A 23,547-nucleotide genomic window follows, 5' to 3' on the forward strand; every position below is an offset into this window, starting at 1 on the left:
TGTCAGGGTGGAGCCATGGCCGCCGTACGTAGTTCCATGCTGTCCTGGACCGTTGTCGTGCCGCTGCTGGCGCTGGTGGCGCTGGCGCTGACGTGGGGCCGGGAACTCGGGACCGTGCTGGTGATCCTGGTCGCGTTCGTGCTGGCAGGAGCCGTGCTGTCGGCGGTGCACCACGCCGAGGTGGTCGCTCACCGGGTGGGGGAACCGTACGGATCACTGGTGCTGGCGGTCGCGGTGACGATCATCGAGGTCGCGCTGATCGTCACCCTGATGGTGTCCGGTGGCCCGGAGTCGGCGTCGCTGGCGCGGGACACGGTCTTCGCGGCTGTGATGATCACCACCAACGGCATCGTCGGGCTGGCGCTGATGGTGGGTTCGCTGCGGCACGGGCTGGCCCTGTTCAACGCCGAGGGCACCGGCGCCGCGCTGGCGACGGTGGCGACCCTGTCCGGCATGTGCCTGGTGGTGCCGACGTTCACCACGACCACGCCGGGCCCGGGCTTCTCCGCCGCCCAGCTGGCGTTCGCGGCGATCGCCTCACTGCTGCTCTACGGCCTGTTCGTGATGACGCAGACGGTGCGCCACCGCGACTTCTTTCTTCCGGTGGAACACGGCGAGGGGCCGAAGGACGCCGACGGCGACGGCCACGCCGACCCGCCCAGCAACAAGGCCGCCGCGGCGAGCCTCGGGCTGCTGCTGGTGGCGCTGGTGGCGGTGGTCGGCCTGGCGAAGGTCGAGTCGCCTGCCATCGAGTCGGCGGTGAAGGCCGCCGGGTTCCCGCCCTCGTTCGTCGGTGTGGTGATCGCGTTGCTGGTGCTGCTGCCGGAGACCCTGGCCGCGGTGCGGGCCGCCGCCCGGCAGCGGGTGCAGATCAGCCTGAACCTGGCCTACGGCTCGGCGATGGCCAGCATCGGCCTCACCATCCCGGCCATCGCGGTCGCCAGCATCTGGCTGGAGGGACCGCTGGAACTGGGGCTGGGGCCGGTGCACATGGTGCTGCTCGCGCTCACGATCGTGGTCAGCGTGCTGACCGTGGTGCCCGGCCGGGCGACCCGCCTGCAGGGCGGTGTCCACCTGGTGCTGCTGGCGGCGTTCCTCTTCCTCGCCATCAACCCGTGACCGGGTTCCCGCCACCCGCCCTCGCTGGGTGGCGGGAACGTGCGGAGCGGTCAGCAGCCGCCGCAGTTGTAGTAGGTGACGTCCCAGTGGTTCGACTCGAGGTAGTAGATGTTCCCCGAGCCGGAACGCCACTTGTTCCCGCCGATCGACGTGAACGTGTTGCGGATGTAGCTGTTGAGGCAGTTGCTCAGTGAGAAGTCGAGCTTGTAGCCGTTCCAGTGGCTGTACGTCCCGCTGGCGTGACCCGTCTCGGTGCCCCCGGTGACGTTCAGCGCGCAGCGGGAGGCGGACTTGAGCGTCTGGGCACCCTGGATGGTCGCCAGGTTGACCTGCTCGAACGACGTGCAGCGCGGGTTGTTGCGGTTGCTGCAGCCGCCGCTGGACGACCAGGTGATGCCCGACGACCGCAGGCGCGACGTCGCCTGCGAGTGGCTGAGCTTGGTCACCTGGACGGTCGGCGTGCCGGCGTCCGGCGCGCCGACCGGGTCGGTGCCCTTGCTCTCCGCGGACGCGCCCGCGGGCACGCCGGAGGCCAGTAGGCCCAGCGCGGCGAACGCACCCACCGCCGCCGAGCGCAGCAGAACCTTGCGCATGTAACTCCTCCAAACCGGTTTCGAGGCAGCCTCGACCGGCCCGTGCAGGCTGGAGAAATGGCCGAGAACTGCCGCAGGGGTTTCGAACCGGTTGGGAGCGTAACAATCATTGGCCAAATGCCACAGTTTGCGGAGAAGGATTTTCTTCCGGAAACATACTTTCGTCGTAGGGCGAAAAGCCGTCTTTTCTGCGCCGGTCAGCCCACCGCGTTCGCGGTGGTACGGGTGCGGCGCTGCGGAATCGCTTTGCGGCCGCGGCGGGTGCGGCCCCACGGCTTGTAAACCGAAAGGACGACACTGGTCAGGTACATGGTCGTCGACACGCACCCGGCGACGATGAGGTTCGGCGCGTACGGCCCGATGTCGGCGAGCGTGCCGGCGGGCACGGCCGTCACGACGGCCACCATTTCGTGGATACCGGGCAGCAGCGACAGCGGAATCAGGATCACCGGAATGACGGTGAGCACGAATTTGGCGATAACCCAGCGGTATTTCAGCAGGCCCCATTGCGTGCCGAGGCCGAGCCACAGTCCGCTGACGAACGACAGCAGGCTCGCCGGGATCAGCAGGGTGTCGCCGACGATGCCCATCGCCACGAACGCCGAGCGCTGCACGTCGGCGGTGTCGGCGAGCAGCCCGGTCAGTGCCAGCGCGAGGTTGCCGACGTTGATGCCGAGCCAGCTGACCGACGACACGATGTGCACCAGCAGCACGGCCTTGCGAAGCCGCGGGGACATGCGGGGGAACGTGGCGGTGGAAGTCATGGCGATCAGTGTTGCCGCGGCGGTGCCGTCACGGCGTCCGTCGCGGCGCGGCACTCGCGCCTACGCCGCCCGTCGTACGCTCACGCGGTCACGAGCTGCGCTCGGCGGCCCGGCGGCGTTCCCGGACCCGGTGGTGGCTGTAGCCGAGCAGCACGAACAGCACGATCCCGGACAGGATGAGGCTGGAGCCGACGCTCCAGCCGCCCAGCGGCAGCCCGGGCACGAGACCCCACACCACGCCCGCCGCCACGAGCGCGAGGCCGGCGAGGACCGAGCCGGCGATGCGCAGCGGCGAGGACACGCTGTCCTCCGCCGCCTTCATCGCCCGGTCCCGCACCGGGTCGACGTAGCGCTCCAGCTTCGGGAACTCCGACGCGAGCGTCACCAGGCCGGCGAGGACCAGCAGCAGGCCGGGCCCGGGCAGGACCAGCAGCGCGATGCCGACGAGCGTGAGCGCGCCACCCACGACGAGGACGACGGCGCGTTTGAAGTGGTTGGGCCTGGTCACAGCGGTCACGCTACCCCCGGGTGCCGCGCTCGGCACGTCAGCCGAACGCGGCCCGGATGTCATCGGGCGGCGTGACCGGCCGCATCGTCTCGGTGCTGACCCAGACGTAGCGGTTGATCACCTCGGTGGCCAGCTCGTCGCCCCGCCGGACGGCGAACCTGAGCACGAGCGAGGACCGGCCGACCCGTTCGGTGAACACCTCGACGACCAGTTCGTCGTCGAACCGGCACGGCAGGTGGTAGCGCAGGTTCGACTCGGCGACCACCAGGTCGACGCCCCGCGCGGTCACCGCGGCGTGGGAGCCGAACAGTTCCCGCAGGCACTCGAAGCTGGCCATGTCGGCATAGGCGAGATAGTGCGCGTTGAACACCACCGACTGCGGGTCGCACTCGTGGAAGCGCACCCGCAGGGGCATCCGCACCAAAGGCTCGGTCATGCGGGCAGTGTACAGCGTAGACCGTCACGTGTACGGTGTAGACATGACCGAGAAGGGGACGGCGGAACGGATCGCCGACGCGGCACTGGCGATCCTGCTGGCCGAGGGCGCCGACGCCGTGTCGATGCGCCGGGTGGCCGCGGACGCCGGCGTCACGGCGATGGCGACCTACCGGCACTACCCGAACCGCGAGACCCTGCTGCGTACGGTCGTCGACGCCGCGGTGGCCGAGCTGAGCAGGGACTGGGGCAGGCGCCGGGGCGCCACCACGTTCACCGGCAGGCTCGACGAGCTGACCGACGACTTCCTCGACTTCGCACTGGGCAAGCCGAACCTGTACCGGTTCGTCGTCACCGAACGGCGCGAGGGCGTCCGGCAGTTCCCCGGGGACTTCCGCGCCGGCGGCACGCCGACGTTCGGCCCGGTGTTCGACGCGGTCGAGCAGGCGATCGGCGACGGCGTGCTGCGGGCGGACGACCCGCTGGAGGTCACGCTCGCCATCACGATGCCGGCGATGGGGCTGGTGCAGCTCTACCACGGCGGCCGCATCGCACTGTCCGAAGAGGACTTCCGCCTGCTCTGCAAGCGGACCATTGCCCGGGTGCTCTCGGGCCTGACCGCGGGGGAGAGCGGATGAGACGGAAGGTCCTGATCGGACTGGCGGTCCTGCTGGTGCTGGTCGTCGGGGCGTCGTTCGGCCTGGCGTGGTGGGGCAGCGGCGAGGCGATCGAACCCGATCACCGGCACTACACCAACCCCGACCGCTCCAACATCGTGCGCGAGGTGCGCTGGTCGGGCAGCACGCGGACGGTGGTGATCGGCTCGCCGAACGACTTCGCCCGCAGGCTCGGCACGCACCGGATGGTGTGGGACGGCGTCGACGCCACCGTGGGCCCGGCGCTGGCCGAGACGGCCGACACGGTGGAGCGGCCGATCGTCGAGGGGCCCGCCCCCTCGGTGGGGACGACCGTGGCCGTGACCGGCGTGATGATCACCGATCCGAAGTCCACGTTCGGGTTCGACTACACCGAGGTCATGGTGCCCACCGAGCTCGGCCCCGCGCCGGCCTGGCGGATCCCGGCGACCGGCCCCGCCGAGGACACCTGGGTGATCGCCGTCCACGGCCGCAACGCCCGCCGCAACGCCATGGTCGCCATCCCGGCGTTCCACCGGCTCGGCCTGCCGGTCCTGGCCATCACCTACCGCAACGACGAGGGCGCGCCGCCCGCGCCGGACGGGTTCCTGCACTACGGCGAGTCCGAGTACCGCGACGTCGAGGCGGCCGTGCGGTACGCGCAGGGTCAGGGTGCCCGCCGTGTCGTGCTCTACGGCGGGTCGATGGGCGGCATGATCGTCGGCCAGTTCCTGCGGCACTCGCCGCTGGCGTCCACGGTCACGGCGACGGTCCTGGACTCACCGCTGCTGAGCATGCCCGCCGTGACCGAGCACGCGGCAGGCCAGTACGGCGTGCCACCGCCGGCCGCCTGGCTCAGCACGGTGCTCGTCAACTGGCGCAGCGGTGTCGACCTGGACGAACTCGACCTCGTCACGCACCCGCCCGCGACCCGGCCGCCGATGCTGCTGTTCGGCGCGGGTGCCGACTCCCAGGCGCCGCCGCGTATGACCCGCGACTTCGTCGCCGCCGCACCGGCGCTGAACTGGCCGGTGACCTACGAGGAGTTCCCCGGCGCCGAGCATGTCGAGTCCTGGAACGCCGACCCGCCCCGGTATGAGCGGGCGATCTCCGGCTTCGTCTCGCGTACCGTGCTCGGCAGGCCGTGACCGAGCCAGCGCAGGTCGGCGCGCGTCCGGTCCAGGTCCCGGTCGGGCACGCCGGATCCACGCAGCCGTGGCTCCGGCCGCGCCCGGCGCCGGTGGGCGCGTTCCAGCGCGACCACCACGGCCACCGCGAACAGCAGGACGGCGCACCACATCAGGCCCTCACCGCGGTGCCCTTGAAGAACGTGTAGTGGAACGTGCCGTCCTGGCCCGCGGCGCGGTGCAGGTCGGCGATGCCGCGGTCCCACTCGTCCGGTGTGGACAGTCCGGCGGCCAGTGCCTCCTCGCGGACACCGTCGACCATGGCGATGAAGGTGTTGCGGGTGAACCCGTCCACCAGGCCGGGCCGGGAGCCGTCGACATAGACCGTCCGGGGCTCGACCACGACCTCCCGCAGGCCCGCGGCACACAGGAGCGGGTGCAGCCGCCTGCCGATGAGCCCGTCGCCACCCGCGGCGGCCTGCAGGCCGACCAGGTGATCGATCGTCGCCTGCGCGGCGGTGCTGCGCGGGTGGAAGAACGCGGAGCCGTGGTCGCCCTCGATCACGGTCGCCGTGCCGCCCGGCCGCACCAGCTCACGCACGGCCGCCAGCGCGGCGACCGGGTCGGGCAGGTGCTCCAGCACGAAGCACACGAAGGCGTGGTCGAACCCCGTGGCGGGCAGGTCGAACAGGTCGGCGTGCAGCCACCGGACGTGCGCGCCCGGAAACCGCCGCGCCACCGTCTCCCTGGCGGTCGCGAGCGACTCGGCGGAGCGGTCGACGGCGGTCAGCTCGATGTGCGGGCTGGCGGCCAGCAGGTGGACCGTCTGCGCGCCGACCCCGCAGCCGACCTCCAGGACGCTGCTGCCGGCCGGGAACCGGGTACCGGCGTGCAGGAGGCCGGCCAGTACGTCGGCCTGGTCCCCGAGACGGCGGGCCTCCGGCCCGGAGTAGCCGTGGACGTAACGTGGGAAATCGACGCGCATAACGCCAGCGTGGCGCTACTCTGGTCCAGTGAACAGGTCCAAAGCGGACGTGATCGACGGGTCCAAAATCGTGGGCTCCGACTTCCTCCAGCTGTCCCGCGCCGACGTGCCGAGGGGCGGGCTCGCCGACTGGCTGACCGGGCGGCTGCGGCAGGCGATCGCCGACGGCAGCCTCGCGGTGGGCAGCCGCCTGCCACCCACCCGCGTGCTGGCCGCGGAGCTGCGGGTGTCGCGCGGGGTGGTCACCGAGGCCTACCAGCGGCTGGTGGAGGACGGCCAGATCGCGGGCAGGGGCCGGCTTGGCACCGTCGTCGTGGCGGCGCCCGCGCCGCCGGTCACCCCGGCCGGTTCCCCCGGCGTGCCCGCGGTGTTCGCCGGGCGGCCCGGCCCGGACGTGTTCGACGTGCTGCGTGCCGCACCGGCGCGGATCGACCTCTCGCCGGGCGTCCCGGACCTGGCCGCGTTCCCCCGTACTGCCTGGCTGCGCGCGGAGCGGGCGGTGCTGAGCCGGCTGTCGGCGGCCGACCTGGCCTACGGCGACCCGCGGGGCGCGCCCGCGCTGCGGGAGGCGGTCGCGCACCGGCTGGCCAGGACCCGCGGGATCCGCGCCGACCCTGCCGACGTGGTGGTCGTCGCCGGCGTCGCGCAGGCGCTGAGCCTGCTCGCGCAGCTGTTCGTCGCCGAGGGCATCACCGAGATGGCCGTGGAGGACCCCGGCTCGCTCGGCGCGCGGCAGCACCTGGGCAACTGGCTGGAGCGCACCCCGCCGGTCCCGGTCGACGAGGACGGCCTGGTGGTGCGGCGGCTGCGGGAGCTGGGCAGCCCCGCGGTCCTGCTCACGCCCGCCCACCAGTTCCCGACCGGGGTGGTGCTCGGCGGCGACCGGCGTCGTGACCTGATGCGCTGGGCCGCCGACGGGGGCCTGATCGTCGAGGACGACTACGACGCCGAACACCGCTACGACCGCCCGCCGGTTCCCGCGCTGCGCTCACTGCTGGCCGAGCAGGTCTGCTACGCGGGCAGCGTGTCGAAGCTGCTGGCTCCGGCGCTGCGCGTCGGCTGGGTGCTGGTGCCCGCCCGCTTCCGCGAGGCGTTCGTCGCGGCCAAGCGCTACGCCGATCTCGGCAACGCGGTGCTGCCGCAGCTGGTGGTGGCCCGGCTGATGGAGTCCGGTGAACTCGACCGGCAGCTGCGGCTGTTGCGGGGCAGGCACCGGCGCCGCCGCGACGTGATGATCGCCGCGGTCGCGAAGCATCTGCCGGGAGCCGTCGTCCACGGTGCCGCGGCCGGGCTGCATCTGACGATCACGTTCCCCGGCCGGGCGGTGTCCGATGTGGACATCGCGGCCGGTGCGCTGGAACGCGGGGTGAAGGTGCAGCCGCTGTCCTGGCACTGCCAGCGCCCGCACGACCCCGGGCTGGTGCTCGGCTACGCGGCCAGCGCGGCGACGGAGATCGAGGACGGCGTCGCCGCGCTGGGCGCGGTGCTGTCACGAACCGAGTGAGATCCGGTCCAGGTCCGGTGCCCCCTCGTCGGGATTGAACAGCCGGATGGTGTTGGCCCCCGCGGTCAGCGTCACCGGCAGGGATTCCGTCTGGGGCTCGGTGTTGCCCAGGCCGGTCCCGGTGACCCGGGCGGGCGGACCGCCGTTGACCGACACCAGGTAGGACCGGGTGCCGTTGACCGTGAAGTCGACGAACAGGCGGTAGACCCCGGCCGAGGGCACCGTCACGTCACCGAAGACGACGTGGGCGTCCGGCGAACCGCCGATGTTGCGGACCTTCTGCTCGCCGGAGCAGCGGCCGCAGCCGGTCACGCCGGAGCTGCCGATCTGGTTGCGGGAGTCCTCGGCCTCGCGCACGAACACCCGGTCGGCCGGACGCGGGCGGACCTTAACCGGCTTGGCCACCGACTTCGCCCTGCCCAGTGTCCGGAACGACGCCGTGACCGGGATTTCGGTGGCGGTGACGTCCTGGCCGGCCGGTGAGGTCAGCGTCCAGGTGCCGTGCAGCAGCTGTCCCAGCCGCAGCGACGGGGCGCTCGCCGGTGCTCCGGTGACCGTCCAGCCCGCCGGGACGGCCGGGGCGAGACTCACCTGGTCCAGTGCGTCGTCGACGTCCATCCGCAGCGTCGCCGACACAGTGATCGACTGGCGGCCGGAGCCGAGCCACTGGACGCCGTGTGGTTCGACGGTCAGCGTCGTCCTCGGCACGTACGACGACGGCGGCATCGGCCCGGCCGACACCCGGTCGAGGCCGGGACCGCGGGGTGCCGTGCTGTAGACCGTGACCGAGTTGGCGCCCGCCCGCAGCGGCACCGGGATCGCGGTGCTCACCGGCACGTCCCGGCCACCGGCGGGGACGGCGACCTCCACCGGATCGCCGCCGTTGACCCGTACGGTCAGGCTCGTCGGCGCCTCGGCGGTGTGGTCGAGCTGGAGCCGGTGCTCGCCTGCGGTGGCGGCGGTCAGCCCGTCGATGGTGACGGCGTTGCCCGCGCCGCCGCCGAGCCCGGTCACCTGCGCCGAGCCGGAGCAGGCCCGGCAGGTGGCCGGCGCCGCGGTGCCGGTGAGCGCGGCCGACTCCGCCTCGCCCGGGGCTTCCCCCGCGGCCCGCGGGTAGCCGTAGCCGACCTTGATCTCGTCGATCTTGAGCTGCCGGTGGAACGGTGGCGCCTGCGGGCCGCTCCAGGTGTTGGCGACCTCGAGCCGGACGAACCGTGCCTGCCGGTCGCCGATGTCGACGAACTGCACGCCGCGGGCACTGGGCATCGCCGTCGCGCGTACCGGGGCACCCCAGGACACGCCGTCGTCGCTGAGCCGGACGCGGTAGTCCTTGATCCGGGCCGAGTCCTCCGGCCTGCCGAACGACTCCCGCGCGTAGGTCGGCGACCACTCCCGCTGGTTGACCGCGAAGTGGGTGACCGGCCGCCGCCTGCCGAGGTCGAGGGTCACCGACACGGGCAGCGTGCCGCCCGCGTCCCAGAACTTCTCGAAGCTGCCGTCGGCGAGATTGGCCGCCGGGTGATCGGGGTGCGCGGCGGAGGCGATCGCCCGGATCACCGAGGGGTCGTAGTAGAACCGCTGCCCGGCGGTGCGGACCCGGAACACGGTGTCGTAGGCGTCCCATTCGGTGATGCCCAGAATGGTGAGATATCCGCCGGACTGGGTGAACTCCTTGCGCTTGCCGGTGCGCAGGTCGGTGACCTCGGTGATCTGGTAGCCGTTGTCCCGCAGCCGGACCTGGTCGGTGCGCGGGCGGGTGAGCACGTGCACGTACTGGGTGGCAGCGCCCGGGGCGACGGTGACGACGCCGTGCGCGCCGTCGTTCCAGAAGCCCGGCTGCATGCCGCCGTACATGTAGCCGCCACCCTCGGTGCCGCGCAGCGACTCCTGGATCGGCGGCACCCAGCGGGACATGAACTCGTTGAACTGTTCCTGCTGCGGCGGGAACCTGCCGTTGACCATCGGGGTCTCGGCCATCAGCGACTTCATCGACGATCCGGCGTTGGTGATGTAGCGGCCCGTGCTCAGCCGGACGTCGACCGGGTGATCGCCGCCGTCGTACCACCAGGAGCCGGTGGTCGGCAGCTTGTAGTCGGCCTCGGTGAGCCGCGGCATGGGGGTGAACGCCGCCTGCGGGTAGTCGTAGGACGGCGTCATCCCGGTCTTCTGCTCGTTGCTGACCGTGTCCATGATCGGCGTGTCCTCGTTGTTGTTGCTCAGCAACCAGGACGGGCGCTTCTCGCGGATCTGCTCGTAGAGCCGGTTGCGCTCCCAGTACTCGTTGTCGTTGTCGATCCAGAAGCCGGCGAGGTCGGCGTAGTTGTCCATGACCTCGAAGAACAGGTCGTAGCTGTACCTGCCGAAGCCTGGCCGGGTGGTGAGGTCGACCTGCTCGCCCTTGTACGCCGAGTAGGCCGCCGAGTCCAAAGAGGACTTGCCTTGCTCGTTGTGCCACTGGGGATCGTCGGTCATGTACAGGATGATCTTGACGTCCTTGGCCTTGCCCGCCGCGACCAGTTCGCCGAGCAGGTCCCGCTTGGTCGCGCAGCTGCCCGGGATCTTCGACGGCCAGGGCCGGGCGTAGCCGAGCCTGCTGTGGAACGTGGCCAGCACGATGTAGGACGCGCCCAGCTTGCGTGCCTGGTCGACCCAGTAGTCGGCGGACCAGCCGCCCGCGGTGACGTCGCGTTCCCATTCGGCGCAGTCCAGGTGCTTGGGCGCGGTGTACATGCCCCAGTGCAGGAACAGGCCCGCCGTCGACGCGCGCAGCCACTGCTGGCGGGGATGGTGCACCTCGGCGGTGGCGGCGGGAGCGCTCAGCAGCGTCGTCAGCAGCGCGAGGACGGCGGCGAGGCCGGCGAGCCGCCGGAGGCGGGATGGACGGGTGCGGCGCAGTGGTCGAAGCGGTCGAAGTCCCATGGGCCGGTCGCTCCCTCATCGGTCCTGCTCGGCAGAGATCCGATGATTTCACCGTGACCAATGGCAGGCAAGCCTCCCTTCGGAGTCTGACTCGGGCAGGCATCCGACGTATACCGTGCACCGGTGACCGTCAGAGCACGTGAAGGCCACCTTCCTGCCCGGTCGGCCAGGCGAGGACAGGACTGGTCTCGCGATCTGGACCCGGCACGCCAAGCAGTGGGACCAGACAGGCGGGAACGTGCAACTCGCGGGTCCGGAACGGTCGACTCGCGGGTCGGGAACGGAGGACTCGCGCGAACGGGCCGGTCGCGTGAGCGACCGGCACCGGGTGAGAACCTGGTCCACATCGTGAGTTCTGCGCTCACGCACGCGAGTTCTACGTTCCGGCACGCGAGTTCTACGCTCGGGACCAGCCACCTCGCCCTGCCCACACCTGGACTTTGCCGGGGCCATGACGTGTGACGTGCTGAAGGTGGCCTTCACGTGCTTGGCGCGGGACAGGAGCCGGGATCAGCCGATGACCGGGCGGCCGCCGGGCTCGAACCGCACCGGCAGCGAGTAGACCCCGCGCGCGATCCGCTGCCCGTTGAGCCAGCCGTGGAAGTAGATCCTGCCGTCGACCACGTCCGCGCCACCGGGCCCGTCGACGGCGCCGCCGACCTCGGCGGTCGTCAGCAACGGTTCCGCCGCCTTGGTGAACGGGCCGGCCGGGGCCGGCGCCGTGGCGTATCCGGTGTGGTAGCCGGTGCTGTCGAACCGGTCGCCGGAGTAGAGCAGCACGTAGCCGCGCGGCACCCGCACCATCGCCGGTGCCTCCACCACCCCGTTCTCCCCGGGCCGGTCGGCCCGCAGGATCAGCCGCCGCTGCCCGGCCAGGCCCAGGCCGTCGGCGGTGACCTCCTGCAGCCAGATCCCCGACGGGACCGTGCCGCTCTTGTACAGCAGGTACCGGCGGCCGTCGGCGTCGACGAACGACTCCGGGTCGATGTCGCCGTGGTCCTCCGGTACGCAGACCAGCGGAGCGTCGCCGACGGGGTGGTAGGGACCGGCCGCCTCGGCCGAGAGTGCCGCGCCGATGCACAACCGGTCCGTGCCAGCGGGCTGGGCGGCGAAATACATCAGGAAGTCGCCGCCCCGCGACGACACGTCGGGCGCCCAGAACCTGCCGTCGCCGTCGGCCCAGCGAGGGGGGTCGGCGAGGGCGTCACCGCCGACGGTCCAGGGGCCCGTCGCCGATGGTGCGCGTGCCACCGGGATGCGTCCGGCCTGCCCGCCGGTGGCGAACGCGGTGAACCCGTCGCCGGTACGCAGCACGTCGGGATCGGCGAAATCCTGGTTGATCAGCAGGACCGGTTCCACCGCGGCCGCCGGGGGAGCGGTCAGCAGGGCCGCCCCCAACGTCACCGACAAGACTGCCGAACTCCACCGCACGCTGCCGCCTTCCGCCGCCGTTGCCGGTCCGGGTAACCCGGCGGCGGCGCGGTCATGCCCGCAAACGGCGACGATCACCCGACCGTGCCGGGAATGTCGGCTGTGGACCTACGCTTCGTGCGAGACCTGTTCGATGATGTGCACCATCAACGCGGGCATGGAGACGCCGATCTGCCGCGCTTCCTCGACCATCGGATCGACAACGTGGGCGAAGAAGTTTTCCTGCCGCTCCAATGTTCCCAGCTCAGGTCCGATCGAATCTTCAACCATTTCGCGGCCTCCGGCGTTCGGTCGGTGAAAATACCTTGACGTTGTGACAACGTTAGCCCAGCGCGAATGCGGTGCGTGTCGATCCGGGGAGGCAAACCGGAGTCATACCTCAGGCTGATCCAGCCAGGAGCGCAACCCCCACCACATGCGTAGACCTCGTAGGACGCCCGGTTGATCACCGGGGGCTCCCGCCTCGACGGACAGCCCGGTGATCTCGCGCAGCCGGTCCAATCGGTACCGAACCGTGTTCGGGTGGACATGCAGGGCGGCGGCCGTGTGGTCGAGCCTGCGGTCGTTGTCCAGGTACGCCAGCGCGGTGAACGCCAGCTGCCGGTGGAACCGGTCGGCGGGGTCGAGCGCGCCGAGCAGGGTGGTGCCGAGCAGCGCGCCCAGCGCGGGCTGGGCGGCCAGGGCCACCTCGCCGGCCAGCTCGGTGAGCAGGTGCCTGCCGCGGGCACGACGGCGTTTCGCCGTGCCGAGGGCGGTGACGCACAGTGAGTACAGCGCGGGGATCTCGTCCAGCGGAACGGCGGGGGTCACCACGGTCAGCGCCGTCCCACCCGCGCCGGGGGCCGGCAGCCGGGGCAGCAGACCGGTGAGCCGGCCGTCGACGAGGCCGAAGACGCCCTCGCCGAGTTCGTGCTCCAGGGTGCGGGCCTGCACCGGGTCGCTGACGTCGGAGACCAGGCAGTGCTGCGGGCCGTCCGGGCAGATCCCGGCCTGGGTCAGCTCCTCGTCGGACGGCCGCCGGCCCAGGACGGCGCGGCGCAGCAGCTGGGTCCGCGCGTCGCGGGCGGTGCGGGACAGTTCCAGCTCCGCCGTGTGGTAGCCGGTGATGACCTGACGTTCCAGCTCGCCGATGTGCCGGTCCACGTCGAGCAGGGTCTCCACCAGTACCTGCTCGGGCACCCCGGCCGCGCGCCCCCGCGCGATGGCGATCTCCACCGCCCGGCTGCGCCCGGCCTGCACCCCGCGCAGCAGCGCCGTGATCGGCACACCCTGGGCGGCGCGGTCGGCGCCGAGCGAGGCAGCCGCGGCGAAGCCGCTGTCGTCGGGCTCGGCCGCCTCGTCGAACAGCGCCAGGCCCGCGGCGAGCAGCACCGCGATGTGCCGCCGGTTCTCCGCCTCGGGCAGCCGGGCCACCTCGGGCGCCGCCGCCCGTGCCGTCGCCACGACCTCGTCGAGCACGCCCTGGTCGGCAGCCATCTCGCGCAGGATCCGGCCCACCCGGTCACTCCACTGGCCGACGGTCATCCGTCCCGCCCCTTTCTGGCAGCCACCGCAACGTAACAGCACCGCACGCCCTACTGTGGGGCCGTGTCAGGCAGCCAGGTTCCGTTGTGGGTTCCCATCGTCGTCGGCCTTCTCGGGCTCGCCGGGGTGATCGGCGCGCAACTGGTCGCCGGATGGCGCGAGGACCGCAGATGGCGGCGGGAGACCGCCCGCGAGGAGTTGCGCTGGCAGCGGGAACGCGAGCGGGAACGGGAGAATCGCAGCTACGAGGGGCGGGCGCAGGCCTACGCCGAGGTCGTCGGCGCGATCGAGGCGTTCGACTGGGTGCTCTACCGCGCCAGGGAAATCGCCGACGGCCAACTGGACGAGCATCTGGAGGCCGAGCTGCGGGAGGTGGCCGCGCGTGCCCGCGACTCCCTCGGCACGATCAACGTCCACGCGCCGGAGAGCGTCCGCCGGATGCTGCGGGAGTCGATGCTGCGCCGGTCCACCGTCGCGATCGGGTTGCTGAACACGCCACGCCACCCCGACGAGCAGCGGCTCTGGGACGAGGGCCTGCGGGAGTACCGGCTGCTGCGCGCGGCCATGCGCCGCGACCTCGGCCTCGACGCCGAGGACGACGCGACCGTGCACGCCGAGTACGCCGACATCCTGGGGCCACCGCCGCGGGACTGACACCGCGCCGAATACCGTGACGGCATGGAGACGATCACGGGTACCGCGGCGGGCGTGCCGTACACGGCACTGGCACCGGAGGGCGGCGGCCCGGCGCCGTTGATCGTCACCTGGCACATGCTGGACGCGCCGCGGACGGACGCGGCGTTCGCGGCGGCGCTGCCGATGACCGGGGTACCGGCCTGGCGGGTCCACCTCGGCATGCCGATGTGTGGCGCGCGGATGGTCGACGGCCGGCTCGACGCCGCCGTCGCGCTGGCCCGCGAGGACGTGCTGCTGTCCTTCCTGGCGCCGTTCGCCCGGCAGGCCGCCGCCGAGTTTCCCGCCGCGCTGGCCGCGCTGCGCGACCAGCTGCCGGTCGGCGACGGGCCGGTCAGCGTGCTCGGCGCCTCGCTCGGCGGAGCCGTCGCCCTGCGGGTGCTGACCACCTCGGAGATCCCGCTCAGGTCGGTCGCGCTGGTCAACCCGGCGGTGCGGGTGCGGTCGGCGGTCGGGCTCGCCGAGGGCCTGGCCGGGCACCCGTACCGGTGGACCGAGCAAGCCGAGCGGACCGCCGGTGAACTGGACTTCGTCGCCCGTGCCGCGGACATCGCGGCGCAGCCGCCGCTGCTGCTGGTCAGCGGCGAACAGGACCACCCCGGCTTCCGCGCCGACGCCGCCGAGCTGGTCGCCACCCTGCGCGGCCGTTACGACCGCCCGGCCGACGTCGAGCTGGTCACCGTGCCCGGCCTGGCGCACCCGCTGGCCGACGAACCGGGCCTCGAGCCGGCGCCACAGCTGCCCGCCGCCAGGGCGGTCGACGAGATCCTCACCGGATGGTTCCGCGCGCGGCTGGCGGCCTGACGGCGTATCTGGCGGCCCATCGCCGCCTCTTGCACCCGTGGGCGAGCAGCTGGACGCACGTGACCTGCGGGGCGCGCTGGACGTGGTGGGCGCGCTGACCGAATGCGGGCACGAAGCCGAGGTCTCCGGTGCGGGCCTGGCCTTGCTGGCACGGCTGGTCGGCAGCGATGCCGCGGCGTGCGTCCAGACCGACCACGTCACCGGCCGCGTGCTCGGCGCCGTGACCGACCGGCCGGAGGCCAACCTCTCCGGCAGCCCCGAACTCGGCGCGCTGGTCCACCAGCACCCCGGCTTCGCCGCCTACCGGACCGGCAGGCTGACGGTGGGCGGGTCGGTCGCGCTGAGCGATCTCGCCGGCATGCGGCAGTTGCGGCGCCTGCCGCTGTACACCGACTTCTACCGGCCGAGAGGCACCGTCGACCAGCTGCTGTGCGTGGTCGGCGTCGACGACCGGCACGGCAGCGTGCTGACCGTGAACCGCTCCCGCAGCGGATTCACCGCACGCGACCGGATGCTGGTCGAGCTGATCGCGCCGCACCTGGCCAGGGCGCTGGCCTGGCAGCGGCTGCTCGCGGCACAGCCGCGTCCGGAGGTCCTGGCCTGCCTCACCCCGAGGCAGCGCCAGATCGCCGGGCTGGTCGCCAGGGGCCGGACGGACCGGGAGATCGCCCGTGAACTGGCGATCAGTCCCCGGACCGTCCACAAACACCTGGAGCTGACCTACCGCACGCTCGGCCTGACCAACCGCACCGGACTGGTGGCCGCGCTGACCGGTCAGGTGGCGGCCTGGCCGACCACCACGTAGTCGCACTCGAACAGCCCGCCGGCCCCCACGCCGACGGCGTTGTTCGTCGCCGAGATCTTGATCTGCGTCCCGGTCGTGCCCAGCGGCGTCACCGTGACGTTGTAGACCACGAAGGCGACCCCGCCCGCCGCCGGGTTCTCCCTCGGATGCACCAGTGCCGTGACCGTCGGCCGCCCGACGAACCGGACCGGCAGCTCGATGAACACCTGCCGCACGTGATCGCCACCCAAGGGCACGAACGTCGGCTCGATACCCGAGCAGATGTAGGAGTCACCGACCCGCAGGATGTTCGGCCCCACCGCCGTCCCGCGGTCCACCACCTCTGTCCTGTCCACTGACCTTCCCCCTTGCCGAATGCCGTTGTGAGACAGCGACAGCACACCACCCGGCGGGCCCGCGGCTCCATACGCAGTTGTACGTAACCCCGATGATCGTTTTTCGGTAGCATCGCGGGCATGCGTTGACGCCAGCCCGGCATCCGGGCACCCCCGCGCTCCTTCGTGGCCAGTGAAATCCCATCCCACGAAGGAGAAACACCGATGTCACCGTCGGCATCCGTCGACATTCCCGACACGTTCACCGCGTTGCACCGCGACGAGCACGGCACCTGGGTGGCCGGGCTGCCGTCGCTGATCGGCGACTGCATGGACCGCTGGGCGGTCCGGCCGGACGGCCCGTCCGCGCACGGCATGGGCTCGCTCGTCGTCCCGGTGGTACGCGACGACGGCCTGCGGGCCGTGCTGAAGTTCCAGCCGGTCACCGACGAGAACGCCGGCGCACCGGCGGCGTTGCGGCGGTGGAACGGTGACGGCATCGTCCACCTGCTCGACCTGGACGAGCCCACCGGAACCATGCTGCTGGAACGACTCGACGCCGCCCGGCCGCTGTCCGCGCTGCGCGACGACGACGCGCGGCTGCGGGTCGTCACCGGCCTGCTCGCGCGGCTCGTCGCCGTACCGGCCCCGCCCGGCATGCGGCGGCTGGGCGACATCGCCGCGGCGATGGTCGACGACACCGGGCGCGCGCTGCCCGCGCTGGCCGACCCCGGCGAGCGGGCCCTGCTGCGGGTCTGCGCCGGGGCGGTGGCCGAGCTGGTGCCCGAGCCGGGCGACCGGCTGCTGCACTGGGATCTGCACCGGGACAACGTCCTTGCCGGGCAACGGGAACCGTGGATCGCGATCGACCCGGTCCCGCTGGCGGGCGACCCGGGCTTCGAGCTGCTGCCCGCACTCGGCGACCCGTGGGACGACGGCGCGGGCACGGTTCGCGGCGTGCTCCGCCGTTTCGACCTGATGACCGAGGCACTCGGACTGGACCGTCCGCGTGCGGCAGGCTGGACCCTGGGCAGGGTCCTGCAGAACGCGCTCTGGGACATCGAGGACGGAAAGTCCACAATGGACCCGGAGCAGGTCGGTATCGCCCGGACGTTGTTGCTGTACCGGCGATGACGGGCTCAGTGTCCGGCGGGCTCCGGCGGCCGGCCCGGGCGGCCAGCCGGAGCAGGCCCGGCGTGAGCAGCCACGCGGGCATGCCGGACGCTCCTTGCCGGCGGATGATCACGAGACGCGGGAGCGTAGGCCGCGACCGGCCGGGGACGCTCGTGGTTTTCCGCCGGGTCCGGCGGGCGGAGGCGGGCCGTCCGCTACGGTGAACGGCGACAACCGAACCGGTGAGGAGTGCGCATGGCGGCCCAGGATCCCGACTTCGTTCCCGAGGGTGTCGACCTGGAACACCCCAACCCGGCGCGGATCTACGACTGGTTCCTCGGCGGCACGGCGAACTGGGCCATCGACAGGGAGTTCGGCGCCAGGGCGGTCGCGGCGTTCCCCGGGGTCCGGGTGCTGGCGAAGGTGGGCAGGGAGTTCCTCGGCCGCGGCGTGCAGTACCTCGCCGAGCAGGGCGTGAACCAGTTCCTCGACCTCGGCTCCGGCGTGCCGACCGTGGGCAACGTCCACGAGATCGCCGACGAGGTCAACCCGGGCAGCCGGTGCGTCTACGTCGACATCGAGCCGGTCGCGGTGGCCCACTCGAAGGTGTTGCTGGAGCGCGAGGGCGACCCGAAGCGGCACGCGGTCATCCAGGGTGACCTGCGTGATCCGGAGACGATCTGGCGCCGGGCGCTGGACACCGGGGTGCTCGACCCGTCGCAGCCGATCGGCCTGATCGTGGTCGGCGTTCTCTACTTCGTCGGCCCGGAGGACAACCCGCACGCCATCATCGGGCACTACCGCGACCTGCTGCCGTCGGGCTCGTACTTCCTGTGCTCGCACCTGACCGTCGACGACGAGCCGACGGAGGAGGGCGACCGCCGGGAGGAGGTCCGCCAGCAGTACCGGCAGCACAGCACCGAGCTGCACATGCGCGACCGGGCGGAGTTCACCCGGTTCTTCGACGGCTGGGAGCTGGTCGACCCCGGCGTGGTGTGGATCCCGCAGTGGCGGCCCGACCTGCGGCCCTCGCCGGCGACGCGGGAGTTCGCCGGCAACCCGTCGAGCAGCAGCGGCTACGCCGGGCTCGGCCGCAAGCCCTGACTCCTGCCCCTGGCGTACACGGCGAAAGTCGGGTGCTCGGGCCGTGTGTGAGCGCTAACAGTCCTCCTAACGCACTATTGACGTATACCGTGAATTGTTGTTGTCTCATGTTCGATCTTGTTTGAACATGGAGGTTCAACATGCGCCGCCGCGGTGGGCTGCTCGCTGCCCTCGTGCTTCCGCTGACCATGGTCGTCGCCGTTCCGGCGTCGGCCGGACCGCCGGGTGACCTGTACTCCTACCTCGAAGACCCGAGCAAGGTGGGGGAGAACCAGGAGCCGGCCCACGCCAGCCTGCTGCCCTACGCCGACGCGGACTCCGCCGCCAAGGGCGCCCCGGAGACGCCGTTCACCCGCAGCCTCGACGGGCAGTGGCGGATCGCCATGGCCGACCGGCCCGAGGAGGTCCCCGCCGGTTTCCACGCCGACGGCTACGACGTGTCGGACTGGCGGCAGGTGAACGTCCCGCACACCTGGCAGACCGACGGCCTGGATCACCCGATCTTCCGCAACATCGCCACCGAGATCCAGCCGGACGACCCGCCGAAGGTGCCGAGGGACGTCAACCCGACCGGCGCCTACGTCCGCGACTTCGACCTGCCGGCCGACTGGTCGGGCCGCAGCACCTTCCTCCGCTTCGAGGGCGTCACCTCGGCGTACTTCGTCTGGGTCAACGGCCGTTACGTCGGTTACGACCAGGGCGGCTACACGCCCGCCGAGTTCGACATCGGTGCCGCGCTCCGCCCCGGCAAGAACCGCGTCGCGGTGCAGGTGCACCGCTGGAGCGCCGGTGCCTACCTCGAAGACGTCGACCAGTGGCGCTACGCCGGGATCTTCCGCTCGGTCAGCCTGCGGTCGACGCCGTCCACCTACGTCGAGGACGTCACCCTGCGCACCGACCTGGACGACACCTACACCGACGCGACGCTGTCCGCCGCCGTCGAGCTGGGCCACAAGGCGGGCGGCACCACCGGCAGGCACCGGCTCACCGCCAGCCTGCGCGACGCCAGCGGCGCCGAGGTCGCCACGGCCGCCACCGAGGTCGACGTCACCGGCCCGGACGCGACCGCGAACCTGACCATGCCGGTGCGCAACCCGGCGAAGTGGACCGACGAGACGCCCAACGTGTACACGGTGGTGCTCACGCTCACCGCGCCCGACGGCACGACCCACATCACCAGCGAGACCACCGGTTTCCGGGAACTCCAGATCCGCGAAAAGCAGTTGCTGGTCAACGGAAAGCGGGTGCTGTTCAAGGGCGTCAACCGCGCCGAGACCGACCCCCGTACCGGCCGGCACGCCACCCGTGCCGCGCAGGAACGCGACGTCGCACTGATGAAGCAGCTCAACGTCAACGCCGTGCGTACCTCGCACTACCCGTCCGACCCCTACCTCTACGACCTCGCCGACCGGCAGGGCATCTGGATCGGCGACGAGGTCGACATCGAGACGCACAACCACGAGGACTGCTCGAAGTGGTGCCAGGCCAACCAGCCCGAATGGAAGAACGCCTTCCTGGACAGGCTGATCGGCATGGTGGAACGCGACAAGAACCACCCGAGCGTCTTCCTCTGGGACACCGGCAACGAGGCCGGTCTCGGCGCCCACCACTTCGCGATGGCCGAGTGGCTGGACGCCAACGAGCCGACCCGGCCGATCTACCACCAGTCCAACAACCCCGACGGTGACGCGCCGTTCGCCGACATCTGGGGACCGCGTTACCCGTCGCCGGAGAAATTCGCCGAACAGGCCCGGACCACGACCAAGCCGCTCATCTTCGGCGAGTACGCCCACGCGATGGGCAACAGCCTCGGCAACTTCCGCGAGTTCTGGGACATCATCCGGGCCAACCCGGCCACCCAGGGCGGATTCATCTGGGACTGGGCCGAGCAGAGTATCCGGCAGGACATCCGCATCGTGCCCGACCGGTCCGGCAACAACATCTCCACCCACCTGTCCGGAATGCCGGAACATGTGCCCGGCCGCGACGCCCAGGCGGGCAAGGCACTGCACCTGAGCGGCCTGGACGACTTCGTCGAGGTCTACCGTGACCGCAAGCTCGACATCACGGGCAAGGCGGTCACCCTGGACGCCTGGGTCAAACCGGCGCCGTGGACCGGTGACTTCCGCATCGTCGGCAAGGGCGATCACCAGTACGCACTGAAGATGAAGGACAGGGACACCCTGGAGTTCTTCATCCACAGTGGAACGTGGCGGACCGCCCAGGCCAAGGTGCCTGCCGACTTCTACGGCAACTGGCACCGGGTCAGCGGCACCTACGACGGCACCGCGGTCCGCCTGTTCATCGACGGCAGGCAGGTCGCCAGCACACCGTTCGACGGCCCCATCGACGGATCCTCGGCCGAGGTGAACATCGGGCGGGACTTCGAGATGTCCTGGAACGACCCCAGCGAGGTCGGCAGGATGGCCCACGGCACGGTGGATGACGTCCGGATCTACGACCGGGCACTGACACCCGCCGAACTGGGTACCCGCGAAGCCGCGCCGAAACCGGTGCTGGCACTGGACTTCGACGAGATCCACCAGCGCGGCACCCACCTGTCCTACGGTTCCACGATGTCCGGTGTGGACGGCATGATCACCCCGGACCGGCAACCGCAGCCGGAGACCACCCAGCTGGCGTGGGCCCACCAGCCCATCCGGTTCGCCTTCGACGCTGGCGCGCTGTCGATCCGCAACGAACGGCAGTTCACCGGCACCGACGACCTGACCCTGCGCTGGCAGGTCACCGAGGGGACCCGGCAGGTGGCCGGCGCGCGGCAGCCGCTGCGGGCCGGACCGGACGCCACCGTGACCGTCCGGCCGGCGATCCCGCCCAACCCGGGTGACCGCGAACGGTTCCTGACCGTGGAGGCCGTCACCGCCGACGGTCACGTGCTCGCCCACGACCAGTTCACGCTGGGCGGCAAGCGGATCCCCGGGCTCGACCGGCCCGGGACGGCCGGGGCCGCCCAGGTGACCGAGACGGCCACCGCGGTGACCGCCACCGCCGGCCGGACCGTCTACACCGTGGACAAGAACACCGGCACGCTGTCCTCGATCCGCGCGCAGGGCAAGGAACTGCTGGCCGGTGGCCCGAAACTGGACGCCTGGCGGGCACCGATCAGCAACGAGACCTGGGCCTGGGGCCGTGCGGAAGGGGAGGACTGGCGCCGCGCCGGGCTGGACCGCCTGCGTACCACCGTCACCGGCGTCCGGGTGGAACCCGGCCCGCGGATCGTCGTCGATTCCCGGGTCGCCGCACCGGACGTGGCGGGTGCGTGGTTCGACCAGACCATGACCTACACCGTCACCCCGGCGGGCGAGCTGAAGCTGGATCACCGCGTCGTGCCCCAGGGCAGCGTGCGGACACTGCCGTACCTGCCACGCATCGGGGTGTCGCTGGCCGTGCCCGACTCGTTCGACCGGTTCAGCTGGTACGGCCGCCGCGACGAGAGCTACAACGACCGCCGCGACGGCACCCCGATCGGCGTGCACTCCAGCACCGTCGACGAGCAGTACGTCGACTACCACCGGCCGCAGGACTACGGCAACCACACCGACAGCCGGTGGGCGCTGCTGTCCGACGGCAGGCTCGGCGGGTTGCTCGTCGCCGGTGCCAAGGACGTCAGCGTGACCCCCTTCGACGACCTGGACCGGGCCGCGTACCCGTTCCAGCTCCAGCGCAACAAGGGCTGGTTCACCCTGCACGCGAGTCACGCGGCCACCGGTGTCGGCGACACCCCGAACCCGGTGCGTAAGCAGTACCAGGTCGCCGCCGACGCCACCTACGAGTACAGCCTCACGCTGCGGCCGCTCACCCCGGCCGAGGCGCGCGCCGGCCTGCCCGCCGGCGCCTGACAGTCCGGAAAGGACGGTTGACGTGACGTTGTCAGGGAAGATCGCGGCCGCCTGCGTGCTCGTGCTGGCCTGCACGCAGGCGGTTCCCGCCGCCGCGGCCGAACCGGCCCCCACGCCGCCGCTGGGCTGGAATTCGTGGAACACCTTCGGCTGCGACATCAACGAACAGCTGATCCGCGACACCGCGGATTCGATGGTGTCGTCCGGGATGGCCCGCGCCGGTTACCGGTACGTGGTGATCGACGACTGCTGGTTCGATCCGCAGCGTGCCGCCGACGGCAGCCTGCGGGCGCACCCGCAACGGTTTCCCAGCGGTATCAAGGCACTGGCCGACTACATCCACGGCAAGGGCCTGAAGTTCGGCATCTACCAGGTGCCGACCGAGAAGACCTGCGCGCAGCGCGGTGGCGCCTACCCGGGCGCCACCGGCAGCAGGGGACACGAGGTGCGCGACGCCCGCACGTTCGCCGAGTGGGGCGTGGACTACCTCAAGTACGACTGGTGCTCGCCGGAGGGCACGCTGGCCGACCAGATCGCGGCGTTCACCGTGATGCGGGACGCGCTGCGGTCCACCGGCCGCGACATCGTCTACAGCATCAACGCCAACAGCTACCACGACGAGAAGAACGGCGCGAAGTACGACTGGTCCGCGATCGCCGACCAGTGGCGCACCACCGAGGACATCAAGCCGGTGTGGCGCACCGGCAACCCCAACACCTATCCGATGGGCGTCACCGACATCATCGACGTCACCGAGCCGCTGCGGGACTGGGCGGGGCCGGGGCACTGGAACGACCCGGACATGCTCGAGGTCGGGGTGTACAACGTGGAAGGCTTCCCCGGCCTGACCGACACCGAGGCCAGGGCGCACTTCAGTATGTGGGCCATGCTGGCTGCGCCGATGATCGCGGGCAACGACCTGCGGGCCATGCCGGGCGAAATCAGGAAGATCCTCACCAACCGCGGCGTGCTGGCGGTCAGCCAGGACCGCCGCGGCGTCGCCGCCGACCGGGTACGCGACGACGGCGACCTGGAGGTCTGGGCCCGGCCGCTGGCCGGCGGTGACGTCGCGGTGGCGTTGTTCAACCGGTCCGAGCGGGCCGCGCGGATCACCGCGCGGACCGGGGAAGTGGGGCTGCGCCCGGGTCCGCACCTGGTCACCGACCTGTGGACCGGGCGGAAGTCGGTGAGCCGGGGCGAGTTGTCGGCGGAGGTGCCGGTACACGGGGTGGTACTGCTGCGGGTGCGGCCGCTGACGTGAGGCTGGTCCGCGCGGCGGGTCACTGGCAGTATCGGACCGACCACGACGT

The 23,547-nt window shown here is 71.6% G+C and carries 22 protein-coding genes; 12 read left to right on the plus strand and 10 right to left on the minus strand.

The window, feature by feature from the left end; genetic code table 11:
- The first annotated feature begins 15 nt into the window (after window positions 1-15).
- Window positions 16-1,119 carry a calcium:cation antiporter gene (locus EWH70_RS01340; RefSeq protein ID WP_130473328.1) on the plus strand — a complete coding sequence of 368 codons (1,104 nt, stop codon included), beginning with the start codon at window positions 16-18 and terminating at the stop codon, window positions 1,117-1,119.
- Between the two features lie 50 nt (window positions 1,120-1,169).
- Here the strand turns inward: EWH70_RS01340 and EWH70_RS01345 are convergent, their stop codons facing one another.
- From EWH70_RS01345 to EWH70_RS01360, 4 genes are all read right to left on the minus strand, one after another.
- Window positions 1,170-1,712, minus strand: coding sequence for a hypothetical protein (locus tag EWH70_RS01345; protein ID WP_240686726.1), 543 nt, complete (start codon window positions 1,710-1,712; stop codon window positions 1,170-1,172).
- A gap of 197 nt (window positions 1,713-1,909) precedes the next feature.
- Window positions 1,910-2,530, minus strand: a complete 621-nt coding sequence (locus tag EWH70_RS01350; RefSeq protein WP_130473329.1) for a hypothetical protein — start codon at window positions 2,528-2,530, stop codon at window positions 1,910-1,912.
- Between the two features lie 34 nt (window positions 2,531-2,564).
- Complete coding sequence (locus tag EWH70_RS01355; RefSeq protein WP_240686727.1) at window positions 2,565-2,984, minus strand: PGPGW domain-containing protein; 420 nt, start codon at window positions 2,982-2,984, stop codon at window positions 2,565-2,567.
- 37 nt (window positions 2,985-3,021) lie between these two features.
- Entirely contained in the window at window positions 3,022-3,420 is a 399-nt protein-coding gene (locus tag EWH70_RS01360) for an acyl-CoA thioesterase (protein WP_130473331.1), read from the minus strand.
- A 43-nt stretch (window positions 3,421-3,463) separates the two neighbouring features.
- Between EWH70_RS01360 and EWH70_RS01365 the strand changes: the two genes are divergently transcribed.
- From EWH70_RS01365 to EWH70_RS35755, 3 genes are read left to right on the plus strand one after another with little or no spacing between them, the layout of a single operon-like run.
- Window positions 3,464-4,057, plus strand: a complete 594-nt coding sequence (locus EWH70_RS01365) for a TetR/AcrR family transcriptional regulator (RefSeq protein WP_130473332.1) — start codon at window positions 3,464-3,466, stop codon at window positions 4,055-4,057.
- Window positions 4,054-5,202: an alpha/beta hydrolase family protein gene (locus EWH70_RS01370; RefSeq protein WP_130473333.1), complete on the plus strand. Its 1,149-nt coding sequence runs from the start codon at window positions 4,054-4,056 to the stop codon at window positions 5,200-5,202. The genes EWH70_RS01365 and EWH70_RS01370 overlap by 4 nt, the downstream gene beginning before the upstream one ends.
- Window positions 5,199-5,390, plus strand: coding sequence for a hypothetical protein (locus EWH70_RS35755; protein ID WP_205668999.1), 192 nt, complete (start codon window positions 5,199-5,201; stop codon window positions 5,388-5,390). The genes EWH70_RS01370 and EWH70_RS35755 overlap by 4 nt, the downstream gene beginning before the upstream one ends.
- On the opposite strand, the gene EWH70_RS01375 is transcribed toward EWH70_RS35755, so the two are convergent.
- The gene (locus tag EWH70_RS01375; protein ID WP_130473334.1) at window positions 5,354-6,166 is read right to left on the minus strand and encodes a methyltransferase; all 813 of its coding nucleotides are present in this window, start codon (window positions 6,164-6,166) and stop codon (window positions 5,354-5,356) included. The genes EWH70_RS35755 and EWH70_RS01375 overlap by 37 nt on opposite strands.
- Window positions 6,167-6,194: 28 nt before the next feature.
- On the opposite strand from EWH70_RS01375, the gene pdxR reads away from it, so the two are divergent.
- A complete protein-coding gene (gene pdxR / locus EWH70_RS01380; RefSeq protein ID WP_130473335.1) occupies window positions 6,195-7,670 on the plus strand; it encodes a MocR-like pyridoxine biosynthesis transcription factor PdxR in 1,476 nt (491 codons plus the stop codon).
- Here pdxR and EWH70_RS01385 read toward each other — a convergent pair.
- The 4 genes from EWH70_RS01385 to EWH70_RS01395 form a co-directional block, all read right to left on the minus strand.
- The gene (locus EWH70_RS01385; protein ID WP_130473336.1) at window positions 7,656-10,589 is read right to left on the minus strand and encodes an alpha-L-fucosidase; all 2,934 of its coding nucleotides are present in this window, start codon (window positions 10,587-10,589) and stop codon (window positions 7,656-7,658) included. The two genes, pdxR and EWH70_RS01385, sit on opposite strands and share 15 nt — an antisense overlap.
- 510 nt (window positions 10,590-11,099) lie before the next feature.
- Window positions 11,100-11,993: a glycoside hydrolase family 43 protein gene (locus EWH70_RS01390; RefSeq protein ID WP_240686728.1), complete on the minus strand. Its 894-nt coding sequence runs from the start codon at window positions 11,991-11,993 to the stop codon at window positions 11,100-11,102.
- 135 nt (window positions 11,994-12,128) lie between these two features.
- Entirely contained in the window at window positions 12,129-12,290 is a 162-nt protein-coding gene (locus tag EWH70_RS35355) for a hypothetical protein (RefSeq protein ID WP_165436106.1), read from the minus strand.
- A 102-nt stretch (window positions 12,291-12,392) separates the two neighbouring features.
- A complete protein-coding gene (locus EWH70_RS01395) occupies window positions 12,393-13,544 on the minus strand; it encodes a PucR family transcriptional regulator (RefSeq protein ID WP_130473338.1) in 1,152 nt (383 codons plus the stop codon).
- 63 nt (window positions 13,545-13,607) lie between these two features.
- Here EWH70_RS01395 and EWH70_RS01400 point away from each other — a divergent pair, with 63 nt between their 5' ends.
- The 3 genes from EWH70_RS01400 to EWH70_RS36055 are packed head-to-tail and all read left to right on the plus strand — an operon-like array spanning window position 13,608 to window position 15,846.
- On the plus strand, window positions 13,608-14,198 hold the full coding sequence (locus EWH70_RS01400) for a hypothetical protein (protein ID WP_130473339.1): 591 nt from the start codon (window positions 13,608-13,610) through the stop codon (window positions 14,196-14,198).
- Window positions 14,199-14,222: 24 nt separating this feature from the next.
- The gene (locus EWH70_RS01405; RefSeq protein WP_130473340.1) at window positions 14,223-15,041 is read left to right on the plus strand and encodes an alpha/beta hydrolase; all 819 of its coding nucleotides are present in this window, start codon (window positions 14,223-14,225) and stop codon (window positions 15,039-15,041) included.
- A 37-nt stretch (window positions 15,042-15,078) separates the two neighbouring features.
- On the plus strand, window positions 15,079-15,846 hold the full coding sequence (locus EWH70_RS36055; protein ID WP_240686729.1) for a helix-turn-helix transcriptional regulator: 768 nt from the start codon (window positions 15,079-15,081) through the stop codon (window positions 15,844-15,846).
- Here EWH70_RS36055 and EWH70_RS01415 read toward each other — a convergent pair.
- Complete coding sequence (locus EWH70_RS01415) at window positions 15,816-16,181, minus strand: hypothetical protein (RefSeq protein WP_130473341.1); 366 nt, start codon at window positions 16,179-16,181, stop codon at window positions 15,816-15,818. The genes EWH70_RS36055 and EWH70_RS01415 overlap by 31 nt on opposite strands.
- Before the next feature lie 204 nt (window positions 16,182-16,385).
- On the opposite strand from EWH70_RS01415, the gene EWH70_RS01420 reads away from it, so the two are divergent.
- From EWH70_RS01420 to EWH70_RS01435, 4 genes are all read left to right on the plus strand, one after another.
- On the plus strand, window positions 16,386-17,294 hold the full coding sequence (locus tag EWH70_RS01420; protein ID WP_130473342.1) for an aminoglycoside phosphotransferase family protein: 909 nt from the start codon (window positions 16,386-16,388) through the stop codon (window positions 17,292-17,294).
- A gap of 234 nt (window positions 17,295-17,528) precedes the next feature.
- Window positions 17,529-18,377, plus strand: coding sequence for an SAM-dependent methyltransferase (locus EWH70_RS01425; RefSeq protein ID WP_130473343.1), 849 nt, complete (start codon window positions 17,529-17,531; stop codon window positions 18,375-18,377).
- A 140-nt stretch (window positions 18,378-18,517) separates the two neighbouring features.
- Entirely contained in the window at window positions 18,518-22,237 is a 3,720-nt protein-coding gene (locus EWH70_RS01430; protein ID WP_130473344.1) for a glycoside hydrolase family 2 TIM barrel-domain containing protein, read from the plus strand.
- A 22-nt stretch (window positions 22,238-22,259) separates the two neighbouring features.
- Entirely contained in the window at window positions 22,260-23,498 is a 1,239-nt protein-coding gene (locus tag EWH70_RS01435) for a glycoside hydrolase family 27 protein (protein WP_240686730.1), read from the plus strand.
- Window positions 23,499-23,547: the final 49 nt, after the last annotated feature.

Source organism: Amycolatopsis suaedae, assembly GCF_004214935.1.
GTDB lineage: Bacteria > Actinomycetota > Actinomycetes > Mycobacteriales > Pseudonocardiaceae > Amycolatopsis > Amycolatopsis suaedae.

Excerpts from the sequence above, each read along its gene's own strand:
- EWH70_RS01340 (WP_130473328.1), top strand. The coding sequence starts at position 16 with ATGGCCGCCGTACGTAGTTCCATGCTGTCCTGGACCGTTGTCGTGCCG.
- EWH70_RS01345 (WP_240686726.1), bottom strand. The coding sequence starts at position 1,712 with ATGCGCAAGGTTCTGCTGCGCTCGGCGGCGGTGGGTGCGTTCGCCGCG.
- EWH70_RS01360 (WP_130473331.1), bottom strand. The coding sequence starts at position 3,420 with ATGACCGAGCCTTTGGTGCGGATGCCCCTGCGGGTGCGCTTCCACGAG.
- EWH70_RS01365 (WP_130473332.1), top strand. The coding sequence starts at position 3,464 with ATGACCGAGAAGGGGACGGCGGAACGGATCGCCGACGCGGCACTGGCG.
- EWH70_RS01370 (WP_130473333.1), top strand. The coding sequence starts at position 4,054 with ATGAGACGGAAGGTCCTGATCGGACTGGCGGTCCTGCTGGTGCTGGTC.
- EWH70_RS01375 (WP_130473334.1), bottom strand. The coding sequence starts at position 6,166 with ATGCGCGTCGATTTCCCACGTTACGTCCACGGCTACTCCGGGCCGGAG.
- EWH70_RS01385 (WP_130473336.1), bottom strand. The coding sequence starts at position 10,589 with ATGGGACTTCGACCGCTTCGACCACTGCGCCGCACCCGTCCATCCCGC.
- EWH70_RS35355 (WP_165436106.1), bottom strand. The coding sequence starts at position 12,290 with ATGGTTGAAGATTCGATCGGACCTGAGCTGGGAACATTGGAGCGGCAG.
- EWH70_RS01395 (WP_130473338.1), bottom strand. The coding sequence starts at position 13,544 with ATGACCGTCGGCCAGTGGAGTGACCGGGTGGGCCGGATCCTGCGCGAG.
- EWH70_RS01405 (WP_130473340.1), top strand. The coding sequence starts at position 14,223 with ATGGAGACGATCACGGGTACCGCGGCGGGCGTGCCGTACACGGCACTG.
- EWH70_RS01420 (WP_130473342.1), top strand. The coding sequence starts at position 16,386 with ATGTCACCGTCGGCATCCGTCGACATTCCCGACACGTTCACCGCGTTG.
- EWH70_RS01425 (WP_130473343.1), top strand. The coding sequence starts at position 17,529 with ATGGCGGCCCAGGATCCCGACTTCGTTCCCGAGGGTGTCGACCTGGAA.
- EWH70_RS01430 (WP_130473344.1), top strand. The coding sequence starts at position 18,518 with ATGCGCCGCCGCGGTGGGCTGCTCGCTGCCCTCGTGCTTCCGCTGACC.